At 63.4% G+C, this 12839-nt stretch carries 9 protein-coding genes; 6 read left to right on the top strand and 3 right to left on the bottom strand.

Annotated features, from left to right (window positions below):
• Window positions 1–379: 379 nt before the first annotated feature.
• The gene (locus tag C560_RS0101930; protein ID WP_155855708.1) at window positions 380–1639 is read right to left on the bottom strand and encodes a hypothetical protein; all 1260 of its coding nucleotides are present in this window, start codon (window positions 1637–1639) and stop codon (window positions 380–382) included.
• 1051 nt (window positions 1640–2690) lie between these two features.
• On the opposite strand from C560_RS0101930, the gene C560_RS0101925 reads away from it, so the two are divergent.
• Window positions 2691–3350: an SDR family oxidoreductase gene (locus C560_RS0101925; protein WP_026536931.1), complete on the top strand. Its 660-nt coding sequence runs from the start codon at window positions 2691–2693 to the stop codon at window positions 3348–3350.
• A 553-nt stretch (window positions 3351–3903) separates the two neighbouring features.
• Here the strand turns inward: C560_RS0101925 and C560_RS0101920 are convergent.
• Window positions 3904–4962, bottom strand: coding sequence for a DUF916 domain-containing protein (locus tag C560_RS0101920; protein ID WP_231494233.1), 1059 nt, complete (start codon window positions 4960–4962; stop codon window positions 3904–3906).
• Between the two features lie 120 nt (window positions 4963–5082).
• On the bottom strand, window positions 5083–5607 hold the full coding sequence (locus C560_RS0101915) for a hypothetical protein (protein ID WP_051532949.1): 525 nt from the start codon (window positions 5605–5607) through the stop codon (window positions 5083–5085).
• A 702-nt stretch (window positions 5608–6309) separates the two neighbouring features.
• Between C560_RS0101915 and C560_RS0101910 the strand changes: the two genes are divergently transcribed.
• The 5 genes from C560_RS0101910 (at window position 6310) to C560_RS0101890 (ending at window position 12838) form a co-directional block, all read left to right on the top strand.
• The gene (locus tag C560_RS0101910) at window positions 6310–7401 is read left to right on the top strand and encodes a sugar ABC transporter substrate-binding protein (protein ID WP_026536928.1); all 1092 of its coding nucleotides are present in this window, start codon (window positions 6310–6312) and stop codon (window positions 7399–7401) included.
• A gap of 69 nt (window positions 7402–7470) precedes the next feature.
• The gene (locus tag C560_RS0101905) at window positions 7471–9048 is read left to right on the top strand and encodes a sugar ABC transporter ATP-binding protein (protein WP_026536927.1); all 1578 of its coding nucleotides are present in this window, start codon (window positions 7471–7473) and stop codon (window positions 9046–9048) included.
• 60 nt (window positions 9049–9108) lie between these two features.
• A complete protein-coding gene (locus tag C560_RS0101900; RefSeq protein WP_231494231.1) occupies window positions 9109–10146 on the top strand; it encodes an ABC transporter permease in 1038 nt (345 codons plus the stop codon).
• 47 nt (window positions 10147–10193) lie between these two features.
• On the top strand, window positions 10194–11144 hold the full coding sequence (locus C560_RS0101895; RefSeq protein ID WP_026536925.1) for an aldo/keto reductase: 951 nt from the start codon (window positions 10194–10196) through the stop codon (window positions 11142–11144).
• A 41-nt stretch (window positions 11145–11185) separates the two neighbouring features.
• Window positions 11186–12838 (top strand): GMC family oxidoreductase, encoded by a 1653-nt coding sequence (locus C560_RS0101890; protein ID WP_026536924.1) that lies wholly within the window; start codon window positions 11186–11188, stop codon window positions 12836–12838.
• Window position 12839 lies beyond the last annotated feature (1 nt).

The following is a 12839-nucleotide window of genomic DNA, read 5'->3' as shown; positions in this document are numbered from 1 at the left end:
AATCCTCTACCGAAAGGCGGGATATCGACGCGGTTCTTGGTTCTCCTGACTCGCGTGCTCCGCGGAGAAAACCATCAACGATCAGGCCGCGAAGGGCTACCGGCCCCACGGCGTAACCACCGCGAGCACGGGCAGCAAGGGTCTCGACGGTGATCGCATCCAGGCAAAGATGGTTTTCGAGAGCCTCGGATAATTGCCTATTACGAAACGTGCTGCGGCCGCTGGATAACCCGTTGTACTCCGACCGTGCTGGCGTTCGGTGGGAGTCTGCACTAGTTACATAGTGGCCAAGCCACAGCGCTCAGGGCTTTCTGCCGAGAACCGTGGCGCACTGCCGGTTCTCAAATAGCTGCGCAATGTCAACGGCTCTATAAGTTCATCATTGCCCAAACCCGAAATCCGGCGAGGAAGCTACACGGCCAGCCCGGAGTACCTGCGCGAGGGTCGAAAGCGCCTCGAAGACCCCAAATGTCTCACCGAGGAACTCGAGATAGGTCATCCCGGACGGATCCACATCGCTGGTTACACGGCCTGTCTGCAGGTCGTGGTGCGCTGTCGCGTGTCCGATCGTGTTGCGATGGCGACTATTGAGCAACTCACCGAGCGATTCCCAGCCTGGAACCTGCGAGACGTACGCGAGCTTGTAGGCATTGGGCAGCTTGTCGAACTTCGCGAGGCTCTTGGGGTGTTTATTTTCGGGCACGATCTTGGGGCGATCCTGGCCAAAGTCGTCCGGATTGTTACGTTTCACAGTGTTCTGCGCGGCTACGAGCGGCCAAAGACACTTGCAGGCCAGCTCGAATCCCTGCTGATAGAGATCTCTTATCGTCGAAAATTCGTCGCGGTAGAGCACCAGTTCGTCGAACGCTTGCTGCTCTTGTGGTCCGATAAACCTGACGAGTAATCCCATCTCCCAGGACTCGTGTTGCTCGACGAAACGATTGAGCTCAGTGAACACGTCCCGCTCAAGTGCAGCGGCGGACTGACCTCGCTGCCGGAACGCCAGGAGGTGATCTTGGTGCCGGCCCATCGCTGCGCTGTGCTTTTTCGCGAAGCGGGCGATAACTCTCGCGCTAGAATTCCCGGTGCTGCCCGCGATCGTTGTCGCGACTGTGCCCAGAACCTGGTAGGCGATACTCGTCCGCTGATGAGCTTTGCTTGGCTTCCAGTCGAGGCCGAATTGCTGGGTAGCGATGCGAGTAAACATCTGTGCGTTGCCCTGAAGGTAGTACTGGAAGAGCATGCGGACCTTGGGCCACAAGGATTGACCGGCGTCGAGTGCTTGGTGTCGTTCGGATTCAAATTCAATGAAGGCGTCATGGCCGAGGATCTGAATAAGGGTCATTGTCGGGAAAGCTCCAGTTGGAGCAAACGAGTTGGCTTCGTAGAGAGATGGCACGAACGGGTTGATGGTCACAATGAGCGCGCCCGGAGGCTCTGGGTCAGAGCCATACAACACTTCGCATTCGATGTTGATCCGATGGTTTTCAAGCTCGGAGCCTGACATTGCGCCTCGGATCGGCAGGCGGCAATGCGGACAGGGAAGATAGAAGCGAGTTGCCCTGGTCGGTTCTACACCCAGCCGCGCGATGAAAACGTCCTCGCATCCGGGGCACTTCAGGTTGTAGCGGGAGATCATGGTCTCAGGCTAATGGCCGTCGTGTTTCTTCCCGCCGAGGCACACCGCGGGAAGGTGTCACTTGAACGCTCGAAAGTGTATGCGACCTGCCGCAGAGTCTCCGGTCTTGATCCATCGCTCCCGCCCCTAGGGTAGGTAAACTCAGTCGTCTCTCAATAGCGCTCGGCGACGCTTGGATGCTCCGACCGGCTGATGTCAGGCGATGGTCACGACACCTGTGCCGGGTGAATCGTGGAAAGGCTCTTGAGTTGAGCGACGCTGCCGAACACGTCTCGGACTGGTGGATCACCACGCTGAACCCCTACAGCCACTAGCCAGGTTCCCATCCACGCTGGGGGCCGGGGCGGTAAGATCCGGTTGGCCGGAAATCCAGTCCGGAAGACTCCTGGGCGTAGAACACGAAACTGCCGCGCACCCTGAATGGGGAGCGCGGCAGTCGCCTCGTGTTTGCTCAAATCTCTCATTCGGGGTGTTGACAATGTTAACAGATTTGGCCGCGGATCGGGTCGTGCATCGGCCGGACCGGCTCGGATTCCGCATGTTTCCTGGACTTCCCAGTGTTTGCAAGAGCCGGGAATGCAGTTCGAGTCCCACCTCGGGCACGTGTTTTCCCTATTCAGGGGCTTATGGGCCACTGAATGTGTACAAATCTCCCTTATGGGCCCCTGCGGGGGCCCATTTTTGTTGGTGGTCGTTGCCTCCTCTCGTGTTTGGGTAGGGGTGTCGCTGGTTACGCGTTTATGACTGGGAGGGCCGCTAAATGCATGACGTGACGCTGGCTGGGGGAGTGGGTTGCCTTGGCTGGCTTGCACTCATTGATGTCTCTTCTGTTCATGGCTACTTACCCGGGTAGGCGCATGACCGTGCGCGACTTGTTGGCGGGTTCTGCCCGGCGTGACTGCAGACCCCGGCCAACCGGCTGAACAAGCCGCTGCAAGCGGCGGCTTAAACCCAGGCGTTGCTCCGACTCCCTGACTTTGCCCCGGGAACGCCGCCGATTCTGAGAGCGCAAAGGGTGCCTGGCTGCCGGGACGTGGGACAGAATGGGTCTATGACCCGAATCGCAATCATCGGCGGCCACGGAAAAGTGGCTAGGGAACTCTCTAAAGTCTTGGCTGCGGACGGGCAGGAGGTCACCGCCATCTTCCGCAACCCCGAACATGCGTCCGAAGTCGCGGCAACCGGCGCCACCCCAGTTGTCCTGGACGTGGAAAATGCGACGACGGCGGAAATCGCCGAGACGCTCTCGGGTCACGACGCCGTCGTATGGTCGGCCGGTGCTGGCGGCGGAAACCCCGGGAGGACCTACGCCGTCGACCGTGACGCCGCGATCCGCTCGATGGACGCTGCTGCCCAGTCCGGCGTCGGCCGCTACGTCATGGTGTCCTATCTTGGAGCCGGACCGGACCACGGAGTGCCCCGGGACAACCCCTTCTTCCACTACGCGGAGGCCAAGGCCGCCGCTGACTCCTACCTGCGCGGCACCAGCCTAGACTGGACTATCCTCGGTCCCGGCGCGCTCACGGAAAAGCCGGGCAGCGGCCTGATAGACGTCCACGTCAACGAACCCTGGCAGGCTGCCGAAACCGCCCGCGCCAACGTCGCCCTCGTCGCTGCGGCCGTCCTGGAGCTGCCCGCCGCAATCGGCCGGACTATCGGGTTCCGCGACGGCAGCCAGCCCATCGCTGCAGCCCTGCAGGCGGTGGCCTAGCCCGTTCGGGGAAAGTGGGCACAAGGAGCAGCTGGCACTCATTATGGACTGCTGCTCGCCACGGTGGTCGCTGAAAGCATCACCGTCATCGACCACAACTTCATGGAGTCCGCGGAGAACGGCGCCTCTGGCAGATAGCGCACGGTTCAAGGGTGGATTGGCGGCAGTTCACCGCTGAGGGCAGCATACTTGACGCCCCATCCGTGGAGGCAGCATCGCGGCGACGTTGGCCGCCGTCAATCGCGTCTTCGGGGTTCGGGCAGGAGGCCGCATACTTCGCATGAGAGGTCGGCGGCAAGGTTCTCAGGGGGAATTGAGGACATGGGTGCGGGGATCTTCGCCCTCCTCGGCGCAGCCGGTGCCGTCGCTGGTTCGGCTGTCTGGCTGTCGTTCCTCATCGCCGGCAGTTCAGTGGTGGCTGCCGGCAACCCGTCTTGGGCGAAGGCGCTGGGCGTGTTGCTCATCCTGGTAATGACCGGCCTGAATGCCATCGGCTCGACGGAGGACCTGTCGAAGGCCGGCGGAAGGGCAGAAGCCCCATCTGAACTGTGGTTTACTCGACCATGCCGGAATGATCCCGAACGTGCTTGCTGGCTCGGGTGCGGGGCAACGCAGCCGCAGCACGACTGCGACGCTGCCGGTACAGTACCAGCCAGACTGCTGCCAGGAGGGCGATGAAGAGTCCGGCCGCTACTGCGACCAGGAGCACCCATTGCGTGCCGTCGTCGTTGACCGGAGCGACGGGTTTGCCGGGGCCCGCTTCGGGGAACGTGACGGTCGCGGTGGCTTCGCGTTCGAGAAGGCCGCTCTTGAGTTTGATCTGAGCCGTCCAGGGGCCGTTGGGGAGTATTCGCGGAGGGGTGAAGACGACGGTCTGGGCATTGCCGGGTGCGACGGTCGCTGCTTTCGGGACGCTGAAAGGTCCGGCGGAAAGGCCTCCGGGTCCGGCGGTCAGGCTGAGTTCACCGGTGATGTCGAGGGCCCGGCCGCCGGTGTTCGTGATCAGGGCGCTTAGCTGGGGGGATCCGTCCTTGCTGCGTCCGGCGGTCACGGAGGTGACGGTGAAATCGGCAGGTTTGCCGTTTCCGGGCCCGACGGAGAGGTAGATGCGGACGCCGACCCTGTTGGCCTGCACGACGCCGCCCCTGTCTGCGGGGCTGCGTACCTCGGCCCAGATGGCCCCGTACTGTTCACCTTCCGGCGCGTCTGCCGGGACCGCGATCGAGGCCATAACCTCTGCATGGCTGCCGGGGGCTAGGTAAACCTGCGGCTGGGCTAGCCGGGTCCAAGTGGTGAGGTCGTTCGTGACCGAGGCGTCATCGCCGATGAAGGCACCGGTGTCGATGTGTGCCGCTCCGGGGTAGATACGGATGGTCTGCGGGGTGCCGGTGTTGTTCTCCACCCGGACCCGGCGATTGATCTCGGTGCCGGGTGCGATTCTATCGACGATGTAGGTGCGTGCCCGGGGATCGTTCTGGACGCTGGCCGGGATGTCCAGCAGGCGGATCCCGATGGCTTCCGGCTGAGGCGGCGCAGGCGCGGTGGTGTCAGGGCCGGCGGCCGCGGCCGGAGCCACCGGGGAAGCCAGCAGGATCATCGCGAACAAGAACATCAGGGAACGCAAGAATTGCCTCTGCTTGATTGTAGGGCTCAGGGAGTTGTGGCTGTGGGCATCGCCTTCCCGGGTACAGGCAGTTTTCCGACCCGGGAAGGTGATGTTCGACCGAGTCGCTTAGAGCGACGAGTGGGTCAGCGTGGCCGTGTAGGTGTCAGCCAGCGCGCCGGCCGGGGCGAGGACGCTCAGGTTCGCGTTCCAGGTCGCGGTGTTGTTCCCGGACACTGCTGTCGCTGTCTGGACCGTCTTGGCCGTGGACAGGTCCGACGCGGGGGTTTCCGCCACCGTCGCGGTTCCGGTAACGGTCGCCGCCTCGGGGGTGTAGGTGGCTGTCGTTGCGGGGATGACGTTGGCCGCATTAACGCCTACGAAGTCGGTCAGGGCGACCTGTGCGGACCATCCGGTCACGCCTGCCCTGTCGTCGGTGATCTGTACGCCGGTCAGGCCGACGGAGGCGCTGGCACCAGGAGTCACAGTTCCGAGAGCGGCGGTGGCAGGCGCCGAGATGGAGAGGGTGCCGACGGGGACCTCGACGGTGACTGTGCTGTCCGCCGTCGGCGCGGCAGACGCCGGCAGGGCGACGGAGCCGACGAGGGCTGCCGATACGGCAGCAATAATGGGTACACGGGAAATAGTGCGCATGGTTGAGACCTTTACGAATAGAGTGAGTGACCGCCAAGGCGCGATTTGGAAAACGGCCCTGCCCGCGGGGTGCGCGATCTGACAGGTCCCCCGCGGTCTCTGCCAAGCTAACAAGGCTGCTCCTGCCCGGAACGGCTGTACGCTCCTTTGTGCACAGAATGGCCGATGTATCATCCACGTCTGCACGAAATCGACCTCCATGCCGTCGTCTCCCAACGTGGCCACCCGTAAAATTTTGAATTGAGGCTAGACCCAGCAACTGCTGGTTCTCATTGGCCACCCCGGGGCAGCACCGTCCCGGATACGGTGAGCCTTCGTCGCAGCCCCGTCGTGGGCGCGCAGGAGCGGGCCTTGGACTACATCCGCTCCAAAGCGACCATGCTGATGCTCACTAAACACCGGACTCTGGACGGGATCCGCCGCACCGGACAGGCCGGGCGCTCACTTGCCCCGACGTTTCGATGACACTCGTGTCTGGAATCCTTGCTGAGTTAGCGATAACTCACTGATCTGCATTTTCGCTTCAGCGTCGGAATTAATGAGATCGCGCCCTGATTCTAGGCCAACTTGGATACTGAGCACCAGAACGTAGCTAATCTTGAACAAATTTTCGGCAGGCTCTTGATAGTGCGCTAACTCGCGTGTAACTTTGCTCACACGGCCCCGAAAGCGGGGCTCTCACATACACAAGGGAGTGTTGATATGCGGAGGTTTACAACTGGAATCCGTCGAAGGAGAAGGCTCGCCACGGTTGCCCTGTGCGCTTCGATCCTGACGGTCTCCTCACTCGGGCTGTCCGGGTGTAAGAGCGGCGCTGCAACGGCAGACGGGGGGGAGAAGGCAACAGGCAAGGGGCTGGTCATCGGCTGGAGCCAGCGCGGCATCAGTGGCAGTGACTGGTGGAAGACCCTGGTCGAGGGCGGCCAGGCCGAGGCCAGCAAGGTCGGGGCGCGACTCGAGCTGCTGGATGCCAACGGTGACACTGTGCGGCAAAACGCGGATGTACAGACCCTGATCACCAAGGGCGTGGACGTCGTCGTTATGAACCCGAATGACCCGTTGGGCGTGGGCCCCTCGATTCAGGCGCTGAAGGACGCGGGCATACCGGTTGTGACAGTCAACTCGAGCATTGATAAGTCTCTTGTTCCGGACATGTTCTGCTATGTCGCGGAGGACCAGGAGAAAACCGGCTCGCTTGCCGGCGAGGTTGCTGCAAAGAAGGCGCTCGAGAAGTACGGCGACAGCGGGCAAATCAAGATAGTCGGCATCGGAGGCTTCCCGGGAGATGTGCTGAGCGACCTCCGGTTCAACGGCTTCATGGCCGGCTGGAACCGTGTAATGGAGAAGCACCCCGGTGTGACCACAGTGAAGCTTGATACCAAGTACGGAGAGTGGAAGCCGGACAAGGCTCTGGCCCCTATCCGCGACGTCGCAACCGCCAATCCAGACCTCAAGGTCGTCTACAGCATGAGCGATGTCATGCACGGTGGCATAGTCCAAGGCCTGCAGCAGGCTGGTCTCTGGGGCGACGGGATCATCATGGCCAGCTATGACGGCGGCATGGGAGCCATCAAGGAAATGGTGGACAGCCCGAAGGGGCCGCTCCAGGCTGACGCGTCCAACCAGCCGTGGGACCAGGGAGCTGCCGCCGTGCGCATGGCGATCGCCGCGGCAAAGGGCGACCAGTCCCAGTGCCCGGGCAAGACAAACTACATCGAAACGACGGTAGTCACGCCCGCCGACGCGGCCAAGTACTACGTCCCCACGGACACATACGTCCGCGCCAAGGACTAACGTCCGCCGGCTCGACAAGCGATCTGCAGCCGGCCCGCTCTGCCCCGAAGTCCTAGATAAGGAACAATTATGCCCGCCAACAACCCGGTTCCGGTGGCGCCTGCCACCAGGACGGCAGGGGAATCGCAGTCAGGTGCCCCAGAACTCGAACTCCACGGCATCACCAAGTCCTACCCCGGAGTGAAGGCGCTGAAGGGTGTCAGCTTCAGCGTCCGCCGCGGCTCAGTCCATGCCCTTGCCGGGCAGAACGGGGCCGGCAAGTCCACCTTGGTCAAGATCCTCTCCGGCGCCGAGTCCCCGGACACGGGGAGCATTCGCCTGGGTGGCGAGCTCCAGCGTTTCCGGGATCCGATGGATGCCCAGCAGGCTGGCATCCACACCATTTACCAGGAACTCTCGCTCGTGCCCTCACTGTCCGTGGCCGAGAACATCTTCCTCGGCCAGTTGCCACTGCGCCGCGGTGCGGCCGTGGACTGGCAGCAGATGCAGAACAAAGCGCGAGCGGCCCTCGACCGGGTGGGCTTCGACCTCGACGTGCGGCGCCCAGTGGGCAGCTACTCCACCGCAGAGCAGCAAGCGGTGGAACTCGCGAAGGCGCTGCACAAGGACGCGCGGGTTCTCCTGCTGGACGAGCCCACGTCGACGTTGCCGATGCCCGACGTCGAGCGGCTCTTCACGGTCCTCCGGTCCCTCTCGGAGCAAGGCGTGACGCTCCTCTATATTTCGCACCGCATGGACGAGCTGTTCTCGCTCTGTGACGCCGTAACAGTGCTGCGCGACGGTGTAAATGCCGCGGACCTGAAGACAGCAGAATCCAAGCCGGCCGACGTCGTCACTGCGATGGTGGGAAAGAGCCTCGAAGGGTCCATTGCCGACGCCGCGCTCCGCGGAGAACGCTCGCCACGCCTCGGCCCCGGCGCCGGCGAACGTGTCATCCTCTCCACCCGCGACATCTCCGAGCACGGGTCCGTGGAAAAAGTCTCGTTCGAGCTGCGCGAAGGCGAGGTCCTCGGTCTCTCCGGACTCATCGGCAGCGGCCAGTCCGAGCTGGCAGGCCTCATAGCCGGTGCACGGAAGCGCACCTCCGGAGAGATGAGCGTCGACGGGCAGGCGGTGGATTTCCGTGCGCCACGGGACGCGATCCGCCGCGGCATCGGCCTGCTGCCGCAGGACCGGAAGGCCGCGGGATTCATCCCGGACATGGGTGTTGCCGGCAACATCACCCTGGCCAGCCTGCCGCAGTTCAGCCGGCTGAGCGTAATCCAGTCACGGCGGGAGCGCAGCGTCGCCGTCGAGATGGTCGACCGCCTCGGCATGAAGGTCTCCGGGGTAACCCAACCCCTGAAAACGCTAAGCGGCGGGACGCAGCAGAAGGCAATCCTGGCGCGGTGGCTCGTGCGCCAGTCCCGCATCCTCGTGTGCGACGAGCCCACCCGCGGCGTGGACGTCGGGGCCAAGGAAGACATGTACGAGCTCATCCGCGAGTTCGCGCAGGCCGGAGGAACCGTCGTGGTGGCGAGCTCGGAGATCACGGAGGCGATGATGTGTGACCGCGTCCTCGTGATGGCCCGGGGGCGTGTCGTCGCAGAGCTTGACCATGACGAGATCGATCCCGCCGGCAACGCCATTCTCGAACGCTTCGCCTGACGGCGCCATCCACCAGACTTTCTAACCAGGAGAACAACTATGTCCCGGACCCTGTCACCATTGCCCCAACGCAGTGACACCTCCTCCCCCTCAGCGAGCATCGGCTCGCGTCTGCGAGCGAGCGCCCTGCGCGCCCTGCCGAAGAGCTACCTCATCCTGGTGCTCCTCGCGATCATCGTGGTGGGCTACTACGTCTCGGACGACTTCCTGACGTTCCGTAACGCCGAAAACGTCATCACCGCCGCATCGATCATCGTCATTCTCGCCATCGGCCAGTACTTCGTCGTCCTGACGGGCGGCATCGACCTCTCTGTGGGGTCGATCCTGGCCATGTCCACGGTCCTCACGGCACTGACACTGCAGGCCGGAATGCCCGCTGGCGTCTCCGTTGTGTTCGTGCTTGGCTGCTGCGCCATGGCCGGAGTGATCAATGGCATCCTCGTCGTCTGGCTGAACATCCCGCCCTTTATCGCGACCCTGGCCATGATGAGCGCGGTAAAGGGATTCAGTTACATTATCCAGTCGACTAGCCTGATCGAGATCCGCGATCAGCCGTTCATTCAGGCCTTCTCCCGCGGCAGCTTCCTGGGCATCCGCAACCCGGTCCTGATTTTCATCATCGTCGCCGTGGTCGCGGCGCTCGTGGCGAAATACACGACATTTGGCCGCTCGCTGTACGCAATCGGCGGCAACCCTGAGGCCTCCAGGCTTTCGGGTCTGCCCGTCGCGCGGAACCTGATCCTCACCTACACCATCTCCGGGGTGCTGGCTGGCCTCGCAGGGCTTGTCGCAGCCGCCCAACTGAGGCAAGGAAGCTCGCTCATCGGCGTCGGCTACGAACTTGACGCCATCGCGGCCGTCGTCGTGGGTGGAGCTTCCCTCATGGGAGGCAAGGGCGATCCCCTGAACGCGGTGATCGGCGTGTTCATCCTGACCACAATCATCAACATCATGAACCTCGTTGGGATCTCCTCGGAGCCGCAGCTGGTGATCAAGGGAGCCGTGATCGTCCTGGCCGTCTTCCTCTCCAGCGCCGGCGGCGTCCAGAGGATTTCCGGTTTCTTCTCCAGACACTTCCGGCGTACCCAGCCGGCCTAGTCCGCCAACCATCTTTAGCTCATTCAGCCTCAGAAAGCAGGAATTTCATGTCCATTCGTCCCTTCGGTCGCACCGATCTGACCGTCTCAGACATCTGTGTCGGCACGAGTGCGCTCGGGAGCTTCCCCGCCCAGTACGGTTACGAGGTCGATGAGGACACCGCCGTCGCCACGATCCACCGCGTCTTCGACGGGCCGTTCACCTTCATCGATACTTCCAACGAGTACGGCGGCGGCGCCAGTGAAGAGCGAATCGGCCGGGCGATCGCCGAGCGCGGCGGCATCCCCGAGGGCTACGTGATCGCCACGAAGGTCGATCCGATTCCTGGCACCACAGACTTCTCCGGCGACCGCGTGCGCCGGTCCGTCGAGGAGAGCCTCGAGCGTCTCGGCCTGGACAAGCTCCAGCTCGTCTACCTGCACGACCCCGAGAAGATTTCGTTCGAGGAGGGAGTGGCCAAGGGAGGTCCGTTGGAGGCCCTTATCGACCTCCGCGACCAGGGCGTCATCCAGTACCTGGGCGTAGCAGGAGGTCCCATCGACCTTGAGCTGAAGTACCTTGGGACGGACGCGTTCGACGCCGTCATCAGCCACAACCGCTACACGCTCGTCGAGCAGACGGCCGAACCGCTCCTGGAAGAAGCAGACCGGCGCGGAGTCGCCTTCGTGAACGCAGCCCCGTTCGGCGGTGGGATGCTGGTGAAGGGGCCGCGGGCCGTCCCGCGGTACTGCTACGCATCCGTCGACCAGGCGACAATCGACCGGGTCCTGCGCATGGAAGCGTTGTGTGACCAACACGGTGTGCCCCTCGCTGCTGCAGCCCTGCAGTTCTCCGTGCGCGACGAGCGCGTCGCGTCCACCATCGTCGGAATGTCCCAGCCGAGCCGTGTCGAAGAAACAGTCCGCCTCCTGAGCCATGAGATCCCTGAGGAACTCTGGGACCAGCTCCTGCCACTTGCTCGCGTGGGCCGGCACGGCATTGAAGCCGCGACGGTCTGATCGCCGGGCGCGAAGCAAGATACACGAAAGGAAACCAAGCAATGAGTAGGAAGAAGCAGCCTGAGCCGGTGGATGTCGTCATCGTCGGCGCAGGCGCCGGCGGGGCAACCGCTGCGAAGGTGCTGTCCGAAGCGGGCCTGAAGGTGGTGGGCCTCGAGCGGGGGCCATGGCTGAAGCCCGAGCACGCCTCGGGAGACGAGCTCAAGTTCCTCAACCGGAACTTCATCTGGCAGGACCCGAAGGTCAAGCCCCGGACCTACCGCCCCAACGACAAGGTCGAGGCGGAGATTACTAACTTCTCCGCCACGCCGCAGGTCGTCGGCGGCGGCACCACCCACTGGGGTGGCATGGTGCCGCGCATGGCCGAGAGCGATTTCAAGCTGCGCAGCCTGCACGGTGATGTTCCGGGTGCGAGCCTGGTCGACTGGCCAATCTCCTATGACGAGCTGGAGCCGTACTACACGCGCGTTGAGTGGGAATTCGGCACCTCGGGCCTGGCGGGGGCGAACAAGTGGGAGGCGTGGCGCAGCCGCGGCTACCCGACTAAGCCGTCGCCGCTGAGCCAGATCGGGCGGACTTTTGCCACCGCGATGTCCAAGCTCGGCCATGGCACCTTCCCGATGCCGCAGGGCATGGTCACCGAACCCTACCGGGGCCGTCAGCCCTTCAGCGAGAACGGCTTCTGGCAGCAGTACCCGGACCCGGGCAGCGGCAAATCATCGACCCTGATCAGCTTCATTCCGGACGCGGTCGCGACCGGGCGCTATGACCTCCGCTCCGACTCCTATGTCAGCGAGATACTCGTCGGCAAGGACGGCCGGGCCACCGGTGTCCGCTACCAGGACGAGGACGGCGACGAATTCGTCCAGCACGCGAAAGCCGTGATCGTCTGTGGCGGCGGCATCGAGACCCCGCGCCTGCTGCTCATGTCCAAGTCCGGGCTCTTCCCGGACGGCCTCGGCAACGGCAGCGGCATGGTCGGCAAGAACGCGACCTTCCATCAGTACTCATTCTCGGTTGGCTTGTTTGACCGTGAGGTCAGCGACCCGCTGTACGGGTGGGCGGGCCACTACATGAGCCTGTGTTCGTTCGACTTCTACGAGACGGACGAGAGCCGCGGCCACATTCTCGGGTCGCTGATCTTCCCGTCGATGATCGGCCACCCGGTGAACTGGAGCTTCCCCGGCCGGCCTACCTGGGGCCAGGCGGCGAAGGATGCAGACCGCGAGTTCTTCAACCACAGCATGAAGATCGGCGTCCTGCTGCACGATCTGCCGGTCGAGGACAACCGCGTCGATCTTGACCCGAACGTCAAGGACGCCTGGGGCCTGCCGGTAGCCCGCATTACCCACACGCCCCACTCCAACGACTTCGCCCAGGAACGCTGGCAGGTCGCCAAAAACGGGGAAATCCTCGAGGCCGCCGGCGCGAAAAAGGTCATCCCGGTCAACATGGAGCGGATCACGGGCAACACCTCCCACGAACTGGGCACCGCGCGCATGGGCAACGACCCGGCAACGTCCGTCGTCGACCGCTGGTGCCGCTCGCACGAGGTACCAAACCTCTACGTTTTCGACGCGAGCTTCTTCCCGACCGCGACCGGTATCAACCCGGCCCTGACGATCATGGCGAACGCCTGGCGGTGCTCGGATCGCATCCTCCAGGTTGACCGCCATGGCTGGTCCGAAAACTAAT

It is taken from the genome of Arthrobacter sp. 9MFCol3.1, assembly GCF_000620385.1.
Lineage (GTDB): Bacteria > Actinomycetota > Actinomycetes > Actinomycetales > Micrococcaceae > Arthrobacter.
Note: the sequence above shows the minus strand (reverse complement) of the source record. Positions and strands in the feature narration are given on the sequence as shown.

Excerpts from the sequence above, each read along its gene's own strand:
- C560_RS0101930 (WP_155855708.1), bottom strand. The coding sequence starts at position 1,639 with ATGATCTCCCGCTACAACCTGAAGTGCCCCGGATGCGAGGACGTTTTC.
- C560_RS0101925 (WP_026536931.1), top strand. The coding sequence starts at position 2,691 with ATGACCCGAATCGCAATCATCGGCGGCCACGGAAAAGTGGCTAGGGAA.
- C560_RS0101920 (WP_231494233.1), bottom strand. The coding sequence starts at position 4,962 with ATGTTCTTGTTCGCGATGATCCTGCTGGCTTCCCCGGTGGCTCCGGCC.
- C560_RS0101915 (WP_051532949.1), bottom strand. The coding sequence starts at position 5,607 with ATGCGCACTATTTCCCGTGTACCCATTATTGCTGCCGTATCGGCAGCC.
- C560_RS0101910 (WP_026536928.1), top strand. The coding sequence starts at position 6,310 with ATGCGGAGGTTTACAACTGGAATCCGTCGAAGGAGAAGGCTCGCCACG.
- C560_RS0101905 (WP_026536927.1), top strand. The coding sequence starts at position 7,471 with ATGCCCGCCAACAACCCGGTTCCGGTGGCGCCTGCCACCAGGACGGCA.
- C560_RS0101895 (WP_026536925.1), top strand. The coding sequence starts at position 10,194 with ATGTCCATTCGTCCCTTCGGTCGCACCGATCTGACCGTCTCAGACATC.
- C560_RS0101890 (WP_026536924.1), top strand. The coding sequence starts at position 11,186 with ATGAGTAGGAAGAAGCAGCCTGAGCCGGTGGATGTCGTCATCGTCGGC.